Genomic DNA, 17066 nt, shown 5'->3' on the forward strand with positions numbered 1-17066 from the left:
GGGGTAGATATGGCGAAGCTAGCGGGCAAGACGATTGTTCTTACTGGGCCGCGTAAGGCGGAAGAAATGGCGACCATCGTTATGAAGCAGGGGGGAACTCCGCTCATTCGACCGACACAGGGAACGGTATATGCACAATTTGAGCATCTGGATCAAGAAGTGGACAAGCTCCTTCATACACCGTTCACGTGGGGCATATGGACGACAGGAATTGGTATAAATACGCTAATGGAAGCGGCTGAAGCATTGGGGAAGGCAGATGCACTGAAGGCTCGACTGAAGGAGCTGAGGCACGCAGCACGAGGCTATAAGACGATGAATGCTTTGAAGCGACTTGGTATTGTGCCAGAAGTTCGTGATGATGATGGATCAACGGCTGGTCTTATCCGTGCACTGCAATCGCATGGAGCCGAGCATTTTAAGGGTGAGACGGTTTCTTTGCAGCTTCATGGCGACCCAGCACCCGCTCTAGTGGCTTTCTTTGAGGAAGCCGAAGCTAGTTATGCAGAACTGATGCCATATCGCCATACTCCACCTGAGCCTGAAGTAATGAAGCAGTTGCTCGAAGAGATCGTGCAGGGCCAAGTGGATGCAGTCGTCATGACGAGTGCGCCTCAGCCGAGATTTTTATTTGAGTACGCTCGTGAGCAAGGGTTAGAGACAGAACTGCTGCAGCAATTTGCATCGGGGACACTGGCGGCTGCAGTAGGTAAGGTGACAGCAGGTGTGCTCCGTGATGAAGGCGTTGAGCGCATTCTTGTTCCGCAAGAAGAGCGGATGGGTGCGTTAATTGTGCGGTTGGCGCAATGGTATGATGGGCAGCAGGAAGATTCTTTAGATTAAATGGCGTCATTTTATCATTCATACTGCTTATAAAAGTTCCAGAGGGTGGTCAAACGACTGCACTGTGGAGCTTTTTTTATTGGCTACGCCTAAGAAACAAGTTCACTTATAAGTAAAAATGTACTGCATTAAAGGGGCTTATTAGTAGAGGGAATAGTCTTACATACTTTAAAGGTCACTTAGTTCCAGTTATTACAAGTTTTTATTATGTGAAATAAAGCACTTATATTTCTAAATATTACAACTTATGTTTAGACATTACATTTTTATTGTGTTAATTTTAATTTCGTTATTATTTTTTATGAACATATGAACATAAAAAGAAATTAATTTAGGGGGAAGTAAAATTGAAAAAGTTCGTAGGATCCTTGTTAATGCTAGTCATGCTATTGACTGCGGTAAATGCTACTCCTGCATATGCGCAGAGTAAATATACGGGTGGATTGCTAGATGGTGCGGCTATAAGCCTTGGTAAATCGGTCGGTACACCAACATCGACAAGTGCAAAAATGACCGATAATAATACGGGCACTAATGAGCCTGTTCAAAATCTCGCATGGTATACATTTACAACACCACAAGAAATATCAGCGGTAGTTGTGAACAGCAGATTTAGAAATGAAATTGAGTTCTATGATGCAAGTAACAACTTGTTACATACTTACAAACCCATACAATTCGATGGTGTTGAGTCATTGCCATCTGCGGTAAAGAACGTCTCTACTGTTGTTCTGAGAACACCTTCCGGGGGAGCTTATGTATTGGAATGGAACGTGTTTACTACACCATCTGCTGTGCCTAACCCTACCACGATCAATTGGATACAAGGCGGGGATAAAATTGTTCGACTAGATTGGGATAATACTGGCGGAAAATCGTACACCGTTAAGCGTTCAACTTCTTCGAGTGGATTATATCAGCCGGTCGCGTCGAATGTTACAGGAACAACCTATTTCGATCAAACAGTATCAAATGATGTAATGTATTATTATGTTGTTACAGCAAACAATGAAGCAGGTGAAAGTGCGAATTCTCCTGAAAAGCCAATAAAGCCAAGCGCTACAAAATATACAGGTGGTTTATTAGATAACGTTGAACTGCCTATAGGCAAATCTATCGATAAACCAACAGCGCTTAGTAAAAAAATGACTGATAATAATGTAAGTACGAATGAACCAATTACAACGGGCAATTTCACTTGGCATACTTTCACATCACCTAAAGTAATTAATTCTTTACTTGTTCACAGTGATCACTCAACTAAAGTTGAATTCTATGATGCGAATCAAAATCTACTTTACACTTACGATGTGATAAAGAATGATGGGGTGCAGTCTCTTCCAACTCCTGTAGAAAATGTGTCTACTGTAATACTGAAAGATGCGGTTGGAATAGGAATGATTATTAAGGAATTTAACGTTTATGAAACTCCATCGGCACCACCAGTTGTTACTAAAATTAATTGGGTTTACGGTGGAAATCAAATTGTTAACTTAGAGTGGGATGAAGTTGGCGCTAAATCTTATGATGTAAAACGTGCGACTGCTAAAGAAGGTCCATACTTTCCACTTGAAACTAATATAAAAGGAACATCTTTCAGTGATAAGTCTGTAACAAATGGTGTGACTTATTATTACAAAATCACATCCGTCAATGAAGCAGGTAAAAGTGCTGATTCTGTGGAGGCAAAAATAACACCTCATTCTAGTAAATACACGGGTGGCTTACTAGACGGTCTCGTTATTCAGACGGGTAAAACGATTCATACAACACTTGAAACAACTAGAAAGATGACAGATAACGATGTAAAGACTGAACAATTGTTTGTGAATAATGGATATACTGTGGCATGGTACGATTTCAAATCTCCAAAAGAAATTAAATCTATCATTTTGAAATCAAAAGTGGGAGTAGAACACAAAGTCGAGTTTTATGATGCAAATCAAACTTTGCTGCATACTCATGTAACTTCTACGAATGATAGCTTAGAAGTGCTACCTCAACCTATCAAAAATGTATCTTTGGTTGCTTTAAGAGTTTCCAAAGCTGAACTCGTAAATGAATGGAATGTGTTCGGTAAGAGTGATCTGCCTCCTACACAAGCGCCTATGAATCTTAAGGCAACTGGATCAGATGCACAAGTAACATTGAACTGGAGCAAAGTGGCGGACGCAGCTAGTTATAAAATTAAGCGCTCAACAACAGCTGGGGGTACGTATACGGCAATTGCTACGGTAGATGCTGCCCAAACAAGTTACACTGATAAAACGGTTACGAACGGAACTACGTATTATTACGCGGTAACAGCGGTAGGCGCAGCGGGAGAAAGCGCAAATTCGAATGAGGCATCTGCAACACCTAAAGCTGTAGTGATTGACCCTGAGCCAAACCCAGAACCTAATCCGAATCCTGGCAATGAAGATATTGGTGACCGCGCATTGTTGACGCTAACATTGGACAACGGTACGGAGAAAGAGTATGACCTTTCTGTAGCGGAAGTGAATGCGTTCTTAACTTGGTATGACATGCGAGCTGAGGGCAAAGGCAAGACGACGTTTGCATTTGATAAGCACAACAACAATAAAGGCCCATTCAAAAAGCGTAAAGAATATATTAAGTTCGATAGCATTTATAATTTCGAAGTAAATGGATATGAATCTGGAAAGGGCTCTGAAGGTCCGGAGACACCACCAACTGATCCTACTCCATTGCCTGAGGAATTATAAAAGTAACGCTAAATAAGGTTGCTAATCTGCGACTGCTTCCCGGTATATTGCTGGCAAGCAGTCGTTTTTTTCTACTATAATTTTGCTCATCGATATAGCAAACAGTGACAAGCTTGTAGATAATCTTGCTTACATGTTGCTATTCAAACCATTCAAGTACGCCTAGTGGCTCAAAACAGATCGTATACTTACCAACTGTTACGGAAGAGCCGTATTTTTCTTGGAAATGAAGAAGAGTAGAGTCGAGAAAATCCTCTGTGACCCCGATATAGTTAGCAAGCTCATAGCGATTGCGGATACCGTGCTTATGGGCATCAACAATCATATCTAACGAAATAAGTCTGTTATATCCCCAGTTGCGTGCTCGCTTTTCTTGTTTTCGATTACATAGAACATTTTGATTGGTTATGTCCCCCGAAGTTGTATAGTAATGACCGAGTTCCTCCGCGAGAATACACGCTTTCTCTATGTTTGTAGAAATATGCTTATTGATCCAAATCACTTTGTCCGAATAGAAGCCCTTATTTCTTGCTGTCAACGGCATTTCATAGGTATCCACATCTTGCTGTGCTGCCTCTTTAAGCAATTGTTCATAGGTCATGGCGTCACTCCTATTGTTTGCGCTTCGATTTTACAAATTGCTTAAATCTTTCAATTTCCGCAAGCTCTTCTTCCGTCCAATCTTCACCCTCGTGATGAGCAGCTAACGTATATGCTTCCTGTTGTTTATCGGCAACTATGGTAGGTGAATGCTGACTAATCGAATCTTCAAAAGATAGATCTCCCTCGAAGTAGCCTGCCTTCTCCATTAGCTGTTCGTATGTGCAAGTTTGCAAATATTTCGCTAGCATTTTTAACGTGCCAGGCATCGGTTTCTGGGTACCTGCTTCGATTCTTGAAAGTGTAGTCTGTGAAATACCAGATGACTCTGACAACTGTTTTTGAGTCTTAAATCCAGAATCTTTACGTAGATGCTTTAAAATATCGCCAAAATGATCGTGTTTCATTGACACTTCATTCACCTCATTTCGCTGTTCATACACATAGTTCAATTATATATGAAAGATTTCGTGCGCGCAATTATTTTTGTGGATAAGTATTGCGTCTTCGCATAATTGGTTGTATATTCTAAATATGCGAAGGCGCATATTTTATGCGTATGCGAATTTAAGTGCGAGAGCTAACGGGGGGAATTACTATGGGGACTGGTGAGGGGCTTAAGCTTCATGCACGTAAAACATCAAGAAAAGTAGAAGAAAGATTAGAGTCGGCTAGATTATATAAAAAGTTTGGCTTTATTCGTCGTGAGGCTAGAGTGACAGCTGTGTACAGTGATGCGCCGCGCAGCAACACAAATGTAAAAAGTGATCAAACAGCAATGCTCGCTACTTATAACGTGGACCGAGAAGAGCAATTGCAGCATGAATATAATCAAGTGATGAAGGCAGTGAGTCAATTAACGGATATTCATCGTCGAATCATCGAAATGAGATATCTTAGCGATGATGGAGTGACAGACATTCATGTATATGTAGATATGCACATGTCGGAGCGCTCCTATTATTATGCGAAGTCGAAGGCAATGAAGCAGCTGGCATATGCGCTAAGGCTGGAAGTTTTTAATGAAGAGGCGGCTTCTTGAGGGGGCTTCTTGTAGATATTGGTTGCAGAATCTTTGCAGACAGGTTGCAGAATGGTTGCAGGTTAGTTGGCAGAATAGGCTATACGATAGTAGTGTGAACATTTAATTGAGAAGGCAAGTATTCCATTTGAAGGAGGGAGGAATCGAATATGGCATTGACGGCCAAACAACAACGATTTGCAGATGAGTATCTGATTGACCTCAATGCCACGCAGGCTGCTATCAGGGCGAGCTATAGTGCGAATACGGCTGAGCAACAAGCGTGTAGATTGATGAAGCATGCAAAAGTCCGAGCGTACATAGACGACAAAATGGCCGAGCATTCAAGGCGTACTGGTGTGAATCAGGAGCGGATTATACGCGAGCTGGCTCGTATTGCATTTGTAAATGCACCGAACATTATTAATTTGGAGGATGCGACGATGCAACCTGATGTATCACCGGATGACACGGCAGCCATAGCGAGTGTGAAAGTGAAGACGATTCCGACGCAGGAAGGCAATGCGGTAGAACGGGTGATACGATTTGCCGACAAAATTAAAGCGTTGGAGCTGTTGGGAAAACGATTCGGCATGTGGGTGGACAAGCAAAAAGTTGATGTTCAAGGCGTCGTGCACATTATGGACGATATCCCGCTTCCACATGAGCCTACGCATATTTTAAAGCAGGAAACGAATGAAATGCCCCATCACTCCAAGCATCCCATGTCGGAGAATTTATAATGACCCGGGTTACGATGTCAAGCCTAATTGCTCCTCACTTTTACGGTGTACACCACGATATAAAAGAAGGTCTATACACACATTACTGGTTAAAAGGTGGGCGAGGATCAACGAAGTCCTCCTTTGTGAGCATCGAGACGATTAAAGGGATGATGGAAGATCCGCTAGCCAATGCGATGGCCATTCGTAAAGTAAAACAAACGCTGCGCGATTCGGTGTTCGAGCAATATGTATGGGCGATAGAGCGACTTCAAGTGTCCCATTTGTGGGAAATACCGAAATCCAAGCTAGAGCTTACGTACTTGCCGACAGGGCAGAAAATTTGGTTTCGCGGAGCGGACAATGTTACTAAGCTGAAGTCTACGAAGCTCGCAAAAGGTTATTTTAAGTACGTCTGGTACGAAGAAGTTGACGAATTTGCAGGAATGGAAGAAATCCGCTCGATTAACCAGTCACTGCTGCGTGGGGGCACGAAGTTTGTTGTCTTTTATACCTTTAATCCACCGCAAACCTTACGTCATTGGGTTAATGCAGAGCTAACCGAAGTACGTCATGATCGACTCATTCACCACAGCACTTATATATCTGTGCCAAGTCAATGGCTAGGGAAACCATTTGTAATTGAGGCGGAGCACTTAAAGGCAACGAGGTTAGACCGATACGAGCATGAATATATGGGAGCGGTAACTGGAGTAGGTGGAGAGGTGTTCAGAAACGTTTCGTTCCGAACGATTACTGATGAAGAAATCGGATCGTTTGATCGCGTGAAGCGTGGACTTGATTTTGGATATGCAAATGATCCTTCCCATTATACGGTTTGTCATTATGATAAGACGCGCAGACGGCTTTACATTTTCTATGAAGTTCATAAAACCCAAATGTCTAACAAACAGCTGGTGGACCATATCCGAGAAGAAAACAAGCTCAATCAATCGGTGACGGCGGATTCGGCTGAACCACGTACGATTAATGAATTGAAAGGGCATGGACTTCGGATCACAAGAGCTGTGAAAGGCCCTGATAGTGTGGCTTATGGAATTAAGTTTTTACAAGATTTAGAGGAGATTGTGATCGATCCTATTCGATGCCCGAATACGAAACGAGAGTTTTATCGGTATGAGCTGGCGCCTGATGGCAGCGGCGGTTATAAGGCGGGCTATCCGGATAAGGACAACCATAGCATTGATGCGGTGAGATACGCATTAGAAGATGAGATGAATCGATCGAGTATTACCATTTTAAGGTGAGGTGAACATAATGTTGTTAGATAATCGATTATATGAAATGGAGCAGATTATTGCAGGTAATGCTCCGATGGAACTTGAGCAAATTGTAGAAGAAGAAATTAAAAGCTTCAGAGCTTCCGAACAATACAAAATTATGGTCGAGGCAGAGCAATATTACCGCAATCGGTCGGATGTGCAGCGAAAATACAACGACGTTCGCAATCGATCGAACGTGCGAATGGAGCACCCAATTCTAAGGAAGCTCGTTGATCAGAAGGCGAATTATTTGTTATCCAAACCGTTTACGGTGGATAGTAAAAATAGACAATACAGCGGGGCGTTAAATGAGTTGTTTAATAATGAATTACGCCGCAAAATGAAGTCATTAGGGAAAGGAGCTGTGAAAAGCGGAATCGCTTTTATAGCTCCTTATTTTGATGGTGGAACGCTCAAGTTTATGAGGCTGCCGTCAACGGAAGTGATCCCGCTCTGGTCAGATGCAGAACGGACGAAGATGGGGGCTTACATTCGCTTTTATGAGCAGACAGTATATGATGGAGCACGTAAAAAGACGGTGCTGCGAGCGGAGTATTGGGATGTTAACGGTGTGAAGCGGTTTAAAAATAACGGCAACGGCGGTACGAATCTCGTAGCTGATTATGACTCAGGCGTGTATGAAGAGGCTCATTTTCATATCGATGGGAAGCCCTACAACTTCGATGCGGTTCCGATTGCTTGGGTGAAATATAACGAAGAGGAACTGCCGCTGCAATACTTTATTAAAGACTTGATTAATGATTACAACTGGCAATCGTCTGTGACGGCAGATGTGCTGCGAGATGTTGCGAAATTTATTTATGTGATTAAAAATTATGGCGGTACAGACCTGAGCGAGTTCGTGAAGGATCTGAATCAGCATCTTGCGATTAAAGTGGATGGGGACGGAGGTGTAGATAAGCTGCAAGCGGATATCAATGTCGATGCGGTGATGGCGTTCTTGGACAAAAATCGTCGTGACATGTTCGACTTCGCTAGTGCAGTGGATACGAAAGACCCTAATCTCGGTAGTGCGAGCGGTACGGCGATTAACTTTAGATATATGGATTTGGATATAGACTGTGCGGCATTAGCTGCTGAACTACAAGACACCTTCGTGCAGATGAAGGTGTTTTTTGATGTTTATTTTCAGGTTGCAGGCAAGGGAGACTTTACGAAAGAGAAGTTTAACGTCCTATTTAATGCGGATTTGCCGGTTAATGAGACGGATATTATTACGAACATTCGCAATTCGGAAGGCATCATTTCGAAGCGGACACGACTTGCCAACCATCCTTGGGTACGCGATGTGGATGAAGAAATGGAACAGCTCAAACAGGAGCAGCAGGAAGCGGTTGAGCAGTTTGGTTCAGGTATGTTTGATGATGCAATGGGAGCCACGCAGAGCGTTGGTGCCATAGATGATGAACGATGAGCATGCAGGCGAGAGTAGTGAACTAGTAACGCAGGATGATGAACATTTAGGCAGGCGTGAGGCGGAGCGACTGGAGCGGGCGATACAGCTTGAAGCAGAGAGTGCTGCAACAGGAGCAAAATTAAAGGCCGAGTTGAAGCAACTGTATGATCGTACCGAACGTAATTTTCGTCGCATGGTGAACGATTTTTATGGTCGTTATGGTAGCAGGAGCAGTAGTAGGAATGCTGCTGGCATGATAGAAACGAAGCAAGTACTGCCGTACGATCAAGCCGTGAAGCGTATTAAGGCTGCAGAAATGAAAGAATGGAAAGACAGTGTTGCCTTATGGGAGAGCCGCATACAAAAAGAGTCAGATCCTGCTACACGTGAACGGCTTCAGGCAAAGCTGAAAGAAATTATATGCGGAACTAGTCCCCCGAATACGCGGTTTGACGTATTATCTTGGCAAATGCTTATGGCACTTGAAGAGTTGGATTCTGCAGGCACTCAACAGATGGGGAAAACCTTTGAAACACTGCTGATGGATGTATACACTGAGAAAATATCAGATATAAAGCAGCGAGATGAAGACAGTCTCAATGCAGAGGAAATAGCTAAGGTGCTATCGAATCCGTGGAATGGGACTACCTTCTCAGACCGTTTGACAATGAATATGAGAAAGCTGCAGTATCATTTGCGCGAGACGATCGTGCAAGGGCTTATCCAGGGGAAGAGTAGTTCTGCTGTTGTAAAAGACTTAGGAACTCGTATGGGCGCTTCATTTAAGCAGGTAGAACGTATTATTGATACGGAGAGCGTTCATTTTCATAGTGAGGCAATGTTGGTGGCGGCTAGTAAACCTGACTCGGATGATAGAGTAGCTAAACCTACACTGCCAAAGCAAGTCGGATATGGAGAAACAGATTTAAGTTTAAAAGTACAGCAGCATCGAGTCGGAAATAAAATTTTCGATTTAAGAAATCTTGTAGCAGCAGATGTTGAAATAGACGGAGTCCGTACTCTGAAGATTTTTGAAAGCACTGAACGACTAGTAATAAAGCCGAATGGGAAAGAGGAATTAAAGAAGGTACATTCCGAAAAGATTTTGTTAGAGGAAAAAAATGATATGATTGCAAATGGATATACGTATATTGTTCATCGAGTTTATACGGAAAGAGAACCTTGTAATCTTGGGGGTCATGATTGCAAAAAGCTACTTGCTGATGAGCTTCCTGATGCTGAAGTATCCTATAGTGTTGAGTATGGTGGGGAGAAGGAGTCACGAGCCAGAGGAAACGCTGCTTTAGCTAATGAACTTAAAAAGTTAGAGGAGAGAGAGAATGGAATATGATGTTCGAGAGATCCGAAATTATTATGACGCTAAGATCCGAGAGTATGATTTTAATAAACTAGTAGGTATTGGAATAAGTCCTAATAACGCGGAATTTATGGTTAGTGTTGGTGTGCCAGAAGAATATGATGAGTTTGTGTTCTATAGTATAGTTGATTTCCAAAAATTATTAATTGGAGGCAAACCATTTATTAAAATTGGCCATTTCACGTCTTCTCTGTATGGATTGTATGTAAACGAGGATGGCGATGAATTCTTTACTAGCTCTTCCTATCATGAACCCCAAGTTTATATGCTTAATAAGAACTTGGAAACATTTTTCTTGTTTTATTTAATTAGGCACGAAGTATCCACGAAAATGAGAAAACAAGGTGAGTATACTTCCTATAATTATGCACGTGAGCTGAGTAGATTGTATGAACAGATTGATCCCGAAGCTATGAAGGATGTTGAGGGATACTGGTCTCATTTTATAGAAGATTATGAAACTGGATTATGAAACTGCGCAAGTTTAAAATGAATTTCACACAACGAACTATTGATATTTTAGAGGATGCTGGTTGGCATCCCAACAGAAAAGTAGATATCAGTTCAACAGTTGTATTTTTAGAGAACAAGGGTTTTGAAGATTTTGATCACGCTAAGGCAGTATTTGAGCAGTTTGGAGGACTAGAGTATTCCGTACCTAGTGATGAATCAGATGATTTTCAAGTAGGACCTGAATTTCTAAGGGAAGCAATCGGAAGGAAACATTATAGTAAGTATGAGATGATAATAGGAGAAGAGTTAGTTGTAATAGGGCGAGCATATAGCGAAAATGCAACTATGTTTATGTCTAGAACAGGGAAAATTTATGGTATTATGGATGAGTACTACATTTGGAAATTTGGAGATAATATCTATGAGGCCATTAATAATTTATGTGAAGGTAAGGAACTAAGCGTAATTAGTGAGAAATAATTCAGTAAATAATAAATTCGACTTGTGAAAATTCGTATGTAGTTTTAGTAATAAGATTATTGTAACGTAGCGTGGAACGAATTGCATAAATGGCAGTCATTGTGGCTGAACGTCAAGGCACCTTCTTACTGTTGAAGGTGTCTTTTTGCTGTGCATTTATAAGCTGGGCAATCAGATAGGTGGTGATAGAATTGGTGGACAATGATGAGCAATGGCTGGAGCGTGCGTTAACTAGGGAGAGAGAAAGTTTAGATGCAGGATCAGGGGTCATGGGAGAACTATTCAAGCAGTATGACCAAGCACTTTGTGAGATTCGAGTTAGCGTTAATGACTTTTTGGTTCGCTATGAGGATGAACAAGGATCTGCGTACGATAAGGCAGCCAAGTCGCTGAATACGTCAGAGATACAGGAATGGAAGGATTCTGTAAACGACTGGGCGCAGAGCATCGGTGAGGAGAAGGATGATGCTGCTAAACAACTGCTGCAATCTAGACTCAAGTCGGTCAAATGTAGTGATCCACCGCTTACTAGACTTGATCTTGCATCTAGACAAATTAGGATCGCGCTGGATGATCTGAGTGCTAAAAATGTTCGTCAAATGTGGAATGCATTTGAATCGTTGTATTCCGAAGCGTACTACAAGAAAATATTCGATATCGAGCAGCGATATGGCTTGTTACGTGAGTTCAAGAAGCCAGATGCGAAGCTGGACGATGTATTATCTCATCCTTGGAGTGGTCTAAACTTTACGGATCGGATGGCAGAGAATATCAATATGCTGCATTTTCAAATGAGAGAAACGATCATACATGGATTGATTCACGGCAAAAGCAGCATCGAAATATTAAAAGATCTGTCCGATCAGACGGGAGCATCGTATAAACATCTAGAACGTCTCGTTCAAACAGAAAGTGCCTATTTCCATAGTGAAGCGATTAGGATGGCGTACGAAGCGTCTGGTGTAAAGCAGTATGAGTATGTGGCAAAATTAGATAGACGTACAAGCGATACTTGCTTAAGTTTGGATGGTAAGAAGTTTAATGTATCGGATGCGAAAAGAGGAATTAACTATCCGCCGATGCACCCGCGCTGCCGATCGACTACGATTGAGAATGCTGATGGCATAGATGAATCGCGTATGAGTGGGCCCCCTCTACCGAAGGATATGACGTATGAGCAGTGGCATAAGGAGAGGGTTGAGGGGACGGGAAAACCTGAAGTGGAACGTGGTTCAACACCACTTGAACATAGGTATGCTATTGATCCTGATACTAAAAAACCAGTTGATTTTGAGTGGATACCATCAAGGAAGATTGATCCTGTAGCTGAAGAGGATATGCTTGACCGAGTTTCAGAATTAAAAGGGTTACTTTCAAATTCCGTACTTAAAAAAGTTGGGAATTTTGCATGGATGAAGGTTAATATTGAAGGTGTTACAAAAAAAGAATTTTATGCTCATAGTCGAGTGAACTCAAGAAACGGAAATCCAAAACTTAATGATATTTCAGTTGTAGAAGAGAATAAACCTCCAATATTTAAAGCTACAGAAGCTCCTGGACCAGATGGTATACCTTATTCGAGAGAACCAGATTCTGAATACAAAATGTTTAATGATTTAGCCTCTCAACTTGGTAATAATGTAAATGCAAAAGGTTACATTAAGCTCTTTACTGAAAAAGATACATGTGGTAGTTGTAACAATATAATAAGTAAGTTTAAAGAAAAGTATCCGAATATTATAATTGAAATTGTTCATAATGGGGGCATCCCTGTTATTCCAAAAAAATAAATGGAGGTAGTATATATGAACTGGGAGTATACGGAATTGTTTGAAGCAGTAAATGAAACATACCAAGAGTTTATATTGGAAAATATGAGTAGTACTAAAGCCTTATCTAGGACACTTAGTGAATTTGAAACAACTATGAATCTTGGTATTTTTGAAAAATCTATAGTAATTATTGCATACGGAGAGATATTGTTGTCACATTTGGAGGTGTTTCATAAATCTAAAGAGTACTTATTAAAAGAACTGAATGTTTTAAGTCTACAGGAACTAGAGGATCAATTGCCTTTAGAACAATTTTACGATCTTAATGCACGTAAAAAATTAATACTTGATAAAATTGAACAGAAGCCGGTTACAACTATATTAGATTAGATTTGATAGTAGATGGGGAGTGTCAAAAGTTTTGTGCAACCCATTATTTAACCAATTCTTCCTTGCAGACATCTTGCAGATTAAATGCAGAATCGATGCAGGTCATTCGGTCATTTAGGCATTAATATAGTAATATAGCAAATTAGGAAATACGCTCAATGAGCTACATATTACAACTTAACACCAGATGATTAAACCATCGTCCTCTTAACTAGAGGCGGTGGTTTTTTTATACCCATTTCAGGCAGCCAGTCCTAGATCTACTGGTGGAGGCAATGAGCGTGGAAGTCGCTATATAAACAGCCGGGAAGGAGCAAGAATATGATTGTTGAGTCAATCAGAATGCTTTTGGGCGAAGAGCTAGCTTTGCAAGTGGAAACTGCACTTCAGGGCAAAGGAAAGGAGGGGAAAGACGTTGATCTTGTTGTGGGCAACGATGGAAGCTATGTGCCCGCAGAAAAATACGATGCAGCAACGAAAGGCAAGGCGAGTGCAGAAGCAGCTTTAAAGGCAGCCGCGGATGCGCTAAAAGCGATAGGTGGCAGCGGCGATCCTTCCAAGATCGCTACAGATGTCATCGTGGCGCAAGGCAAGCTGGATGAGCTTGCTCGTAATTACCAGTCAGAGCTTGCTTCGATTCAGCGTACTGCTGCTATTCGAATGGCGCTTGCAGGTAAGGTGCATGACACAGAAGACCTGATCAATCTCATTGATATGGACAAGATTGAGCTGGATGAAGTGGGCAATGTGAAGCAAGACTTGGAAGAGATCATTGGTCCAATCCGAGTGGCGAAGCCTTACTTGTTTATTGATCAGCGTCCTCTGAACGGTCAACAAATGTCCGTACAGACGCAAGATGGCACCGCTCCGATCATCCACGCGGAACAAGCGGGACAACTACAGTCCAACCCCGCAATGCTCAATCAGGATCAGCTTCTAAACCTCACCTTGCCAGCCATTCATGGGGCAAGACCAGCCGATCCAGGCATAGCGCCTAACTCACAAGCTGCTAACCTAACGGCAGTGCGTGCAGCAATGGGATTGCCGACGCTGTAGGTTATCTACAGTGGAGATGGCAATTTCAAGTACTATTCTATTTTTAACAACCACTTTCGAAAGGATGAATGTACATGTCTATTAATACGCTCCAATACGCGACGCTGTTTCAAGCTTCGCTAGATGAGCAGATGGTCGCTTTGGCGACATCTGGATGGATGGAAGAAAATGCAGCACAAGTGAAATACGCAGGCGGCAACGAGGTGAAAATTCCGAAGATCGCGATGGATGGCCTCGGTGATTATGACCGTGATCGCGGTTACGTACAAGGCTCCGTATCTTTAACATACGGTACATATGCGCTGACGCAAGACCGCGGTCGCACATTCCAGCTAGATGCGATGGATGTGGATGAGTCTAACTTTGCTGCGACTGCTGCTAATGTAATGGGAGAGTTTCAGCGCACATTAGTTGTGCCTGAGATTGATGCGTATCGCTATAGCAAAATTTACGCGATGGCTAACGCAAAAGGCAAAGTAAATACAACGGCATATACACCAGCAGCGGCAACGATCTATGACAAGCTGCTTGATGATATTACTGCTATCGAAGACATCATTGGTGAAAATGAGCAAATGGTCATCACGATGTCCACGCATGCTGCAAAACAGCTTGATCTTGCTGATAAAGTGGAGAAAAACTTGGAGGTTGCTGAGTTTACGCAAGGCAACATTTCCCGCAAAGTAAAAGTGCTCGACAACAACCCAATTATCCGTGTTCCTTCCGCGCGTATGAAGACGGCTTATGTGTTCCACGATGGTTCCACGACGGGACAAACAAATGGCGGCTTTGTGCCAGCAACAGGCGCTAAACCGATTAACTGGATCATTACTGTGCGCCGCAGCCCGATTGCGGTGTCCAAGACAGAGAAAGTACGTATTTTTGAGCCGAATACGAATCAGAAGGCAGACGCTTGGAAATTGGATTACCGCAAATACCACGACTTGTGGATTCCAGATAACAAGATCGATGGTGTGTGGGTAAATATCGGATCGTAAGGTAGGAGTGTGATCCTTATGACTTCAAAAATCTCAACAACGATGCTAACCAAGTTAAAGCAGGTGCTTGGGATTACAGGCACTGAGCAAGATTCCCTTTTGCAATTGGTGCTGGAGACGGTATGTGATGAAATATTCAATTATTGTAATCTGGATCAAATGCCTGTATTGCTCGAAAATGTTGCCGTTCGTATGGCGGCGGATATGTGGCGCTCCGAAAGGTACGGCAGCGAGCAGCTTCCACCTGCAGCGAAGTCTGTAAGCCGCGGGGATGTATCAACTAGCTTTGATACGAAGCCTATTGGAGATATTCGTGGAGTGAAAGACATCGTTGACAATTATAAAGTACAATTGCAGGCGTTTCGAAAGCCGAGGTGGTAGCTATGTTGGAACGTATTGCTATGGCTGCAACGGGACTGCATTTCCGGATGTTTGGCCATGCAGCAGCTGAACGAACTGCGCTCGAATTGACGTACGAGGATATTTGCAGCGTAAGTCGGATGGCTGCTGCAGAAGATGTAGACGGCATCGTCCGAACGACATGGACGGACGTCTATCAAAACATTGCATGCGCATTTTCCGCGGGCAGTGACCGAAGTAATCAAACAACTGCGGAGCACAGGATTGAACACGAAGCGAAGTTATATGTAGCGCCAACTGCTTCTATTCAAGCGGGAGATCGTGTAATGGTCCAACGATTCGGACAAGCTCAGTTGTCCAGCATCTACGAAGTGGTAGGTGTCCCTAAGCGATATGCGACGCACAACGAGGTGCGCTTAAAGGCGGAAGAACTGGCATGATAGGGCAATGGCTGCAATGGCATGAAGTAAAGGTGGTGCGTGGACGATGGGCTCAAACGTTAAGCAGTTAATCAAGTATCGTCAGAAGCTAGTCGCCTTGCAGCGCCAAGCGCCAAAGGTTACGCAGAAGCTGCTCATCGAAGAAGGGGAACATGCAGCGCGCCAAGCGAAGGTGATCGCAAGCAGTGGCAACCCTGACGCTGTTGATACGGGACGCTATCGCGATCATTTTCATACGGGCAACCGCACTCGCGCTCATGCCAACAACAATGAGCATGATGGCAGCAAGCCGACAACAAGCGGTACGACCCACCACATTGACGTATACAACAACGTGCCGTATGCACGCGTCATTGAATATGGTCGCCGTACGAAGTCCGGTTCCTTTGTGAAAGGACGTTATATCCTTCGTCATGCAATGAAGCAGGCGGAGGCTTCTAGGCAGTCGAGATTGCAGCGCAAATTCAGCAGCCGATTGAAACAGTATCTCGAAAGGGGATGATGTGACGAGTGACCGTTAACGATCTGATCAAAGCAATCGCCAAACGCTTAAAGTCCGTTTACCCCGACCGACTCATCTATGTAGATGAGATTCCAAAAGCTGCAGATGGCCATCATTTCATTCGTTGCATGGAGCAAAAGCATGAAACGAAGCTCGGACGAAGACGTATGCGGACGTACAGCTTTGAGGTGCTGCATTTTAAGTCTGCAAAAGACAATATGGCCTTCCACGACTGGGCAGAGAAGCTATACTTCGAGTTCGAGCAATTGGATGTTAATGGCCAAGTTGTTCACGTAAGCAAAGCGCAAGCTGAGCCAGGTGATGATATGGTGTTTCATTTTACATTCGACGTCATCGTAAACGGACTGATAGATCCCAATTCGATAGAAGCGATGGGCAGCTTGAAAATGATAGGGGGTATTTTGCCGTGAAAGAAATAAAAAATAGCAAGCGAGAAGGTTCTGGCATGTTGTCAGAGCCTTCTTTCTATAAGTGGCAGCTTAAAGATAACTCTATTGATGTCAGTGCAGATGTACTGGACGCGCTGCTAGAAGATGAGAAGTTGTACACGTTAGCTGAAGTAAACGAGATTGTTCAAACATTTATGATGAGAGAGGTGTGTTAG

The 17066-nt window shown here is 42.9% G+C and carries 20 protein-coding genes; 18 read left to right on the forward strand and 2 right to left on the reverse strand.

Translation table 11 applies throughout. From position 1 onward, the window contains the following. Positions 1-9: 9 nt before the first annotated feature. Both FPZ44_RS01680 and FPZ44_RS01685 read left to right on the forward strand, forming a co-directional pair. Positions 10-843 carry a uroporphyrinogen-III synthase gene (locus FPZ44_RS01680; RefSeq protein WP_144986811.1) on the forward strand — a complete coding sequence of 278 codons (834 nt, stop codon included), beginning with the start codon at positions 10-12 and terminating at the stop codon, positions 841-843. Positions 844-1190: 347 nt separating this feature from the next. Beyond that, positions 1191-3569 carry a fibronectin type III domain-containing protein gene (locus tag FPZ44_RS01685; protein ID WP_261378167.1) on the forward strand — a complete coding sequence of 793 codons (2379 nt, stop codon included), beginning with the start codon at positions 1191-1193 and terminating at the stop codon, positions 3567-3569. 139 nt (positions 3570-3708) lie between these two features. On the opposite strand, the gene FPZ44_RS01690 is transcribed toward FPZ44_RS01685, so the two are convergent. Together FPZ44_RS01690 and FPZ44_RS26295 are read right to left on the reverse strand one after the other, a co-directional pair. Continuing rightward, complete coding sequence (locus tag FPZ44_RS01690) at positions 3709-4170, reverse strand: ImmA/IrrE family metallo-endopeptidase (RefSeq protein WP_144986813.1); 462 nt, start codon at positions 4168-4170, stop codon at positions 3709-3711. A gap of 10 nt (positions 4171-4180) precedes the next feature. Beyond that, entirely contained in the window at positions 4181-4582 is a 402-nt protein-coding gene (locus tag FPZ44_RS26295; RefSeq protein ID WP_186785877.1) for a helix-turn-helix domain-containing protein, read from the reverse strand. Positions 4583-4767: 185 nt separating this feature from the next. Between FPZ44_RS26295 and FPZ44_RS01700 the strand changes: the two genes are divergently transcribed. From FPZ44_RS01700 to FPZ44_RS01775, 16 genes are all read left to right on the forward strand, one after another. After that, positions 4768-5211 carry an ArpU family phage packaging/lysis transcriptional regulator gene (locus tag FPZ44_RS01700; RefSeq protein ID WP_144986815.1) on the forward strand — a complete coding sequence of 148 codons (444 nt, stop codon included), beginning with the start codon at positions 4768-4770 and terminating at the stop codon, positions 5209-5211. A 149-nt stretch (positions 5212-5360) separates the two neighbouring features. Next, positions 5361-5933, forward strand: a complete 573-nt coding sequence (locus FPZ44_RS01705) for a terminase small subunit (protein WP_144986817.1) — start codon at positions 5361-5363, stop codon at positions 5931-5933. Continuing rightward, positions 5933-7180 (forward strand): PBSX family phage terminase large subunit, encoded by a 1248-nt coding sequence (locus FPZ44_RS01710; RefSeq protein ID WP_144986820.1) that lies wholly within the window; start codon positions 5933-5935, stop codon positions 7178-7180. The genes FPZ44_RS01705 and FPZ44_RS01710 overlap by 1 nt, the downstream gene beginning before the upstream one ends. Positions 7181-7190: 10 nt before the next feature. Further along, positions 7191-8630 carry a phage portal protein gene (locus tag FPZ44_RS01715; protein ID WP_261378168.1) on the forward strand — a complete coding sequence of 480 codons (1440 nt, stop codon included), beginning with the start codon at positions 7191-7193 and terminating at the stop codon, positions 8628-8630. After that, positions 8617-9963 carry a nucleic acid/nucleotide deaminase domain-containing protein gene (locus tag FPZ44_RS01720; protein WP_144986822.1) on the forward strand — a complete coding sequence of 449 codons (1347 nt, stop codon included), beginning with the start codon at positions 8617-8619 and terminating at the stop codon, positions 9961-9963. Before FPZ44_RS01715 ends, FPZ44_RS01720 begins: the two co-directional genes overlap by 14 nt. Beyond that, on the forward strand, positions 9953-10462 hold the full coding sequence (locus FPZ44_RS01725; RefSeq protein ID WP_144986824.1) for an SUKH-4 family immunity protein: 510 nt from the start codon (positions 9953-9955) through the stop codon (positions 10460-10462). Before FPZ44_RS01720 ends, FPZ44_RS01725 begins: the two co-directional genes overlap by 11 nt. Next, entirely contained in the window at positions 10459-10923 is a 465-nt protein-coding gene (locus tag FPZ44_RS01730) for an SUKH-3 domain-containing protein (RefSeq protein WP_144986826.1), read from the forward strand. Before FPZ44_RS01725 ends, FPZ44_RS01730 begins: the two co-directional genes overlap by 4 nt. Before the next feature lie 194 nt (positions 10924-11117). Then, positions 11118-12713: a deaminase domain-containing protein gene (locus tag FPZ44_RS01735; RefSeq protein WP_261378356.1), complete on the forward strand. Its 1596-nt coding sequence runs from the start codon at positions 11118-11120 to the stop codon at positions 12711-12713. Positions 12714-12728: 15 nt separating this feature from the next. Further along, a complete protein-coding gene (locus FPZ44_RS01740; RefSeq protein ID WP_186785878.1) occupies positions 12729-13085 on the forward strand; it encodes an Imm3 family immunity protein in 357 nt (118 codons plus the stop codon). A gap of 321 nt (positions 13086-13406) precedes the next feature. Beyond that, positions 13407-14141 carry a phage scaffolding protein gene (locus FPZ44_RS01745; RefSeq protein WP_144986832.1) on the forward strand — a complete coding sequence of 245 codons (735 nt, stop codon included), beginning with the start codon at positions 13407-13409 and terminating at the stop codon, positions 14139-14141. A gap of 74 nt (positions 14142-14215) precedes the next feature. Next, positions 14216-15139: a hypothetical protein gene (locus tag FPZ44_RS01750; protein ID WP_028593228.1), complete on the forward strand. Its 924-nt coding sequence runs from the start codon at positions 14216-14218 to the stop codon at positions 15137-15139. A gap of 18 nt (positions 15140-15157) precedes the next feature. After that, the gene (locus tag FPZ44_RS01755) at positions 15158-15520 is read left to right on the forward strand and encodes a phage head-tail connector protein (protein WP_144986835.1); all 363 of its coding nucleotides are present in this window, start codon (positions 15158-15160) and stop codon (positions 15518-15520) included. Positions 15521-15522: 2 nt separating this feature from the next. Next, positions 15523-15939, forward strand: a complete 417-nt coding sequence (locus FPZ44_RS01760) for a hypothetical protein (protein WP_144986837.1) — start codon at positions 15523-15525, stop codon at positions 15937-15939. Positions 15940-15985: 46 nt separating this feature from the next. After that, positions 15986-16441, forward strand: a complete 456-nt coding sequence (locus FPZ44_RS01765; RefSeq protein ID WP_144986839.1) for an HK97 gp10 family phage protein — start codon at positions 15986-15988, stop codon at positions 16439-16441. Positions 16442-16449: 8 nt separating this feature from the next. Beyond that, positions 16450-16872 (forward strand): phage tail terminator family protein, encoded by a 423-nt coding sequence (locus tag FPZ44_RS01770; RefSeq protein ID WP_144986840.1) that lies wholly within the window; start codon positions 16450-16452, stop codon positions 16870-16872. After that, the gene (locus tag FPZ44_RS01775; RefSeq protein WP_144986842.1) at positions 16869-17066 is read left to right on the forward strand and encodes a hypothetical protein; all 198 of its coding nucleotides are present in this window, start codon (positions 16869-16871) and stop codon (positions 17064-17066) included. Before FPZ44_RS01770 ends, FPZ44_RS01775 begins: the two co-directional genes overlap by 4 nt.

Source organism: Paenibacillus agilis (genome assembly GCF_007786455.1).
In the GTDB taxonomy this organism is placed as follows: Bacteria; Bacillota; Bacilli; order Paenibacillales; family Paenibacillaceae; genus Paenibacillus_B; species Paenibacillus_B agilis.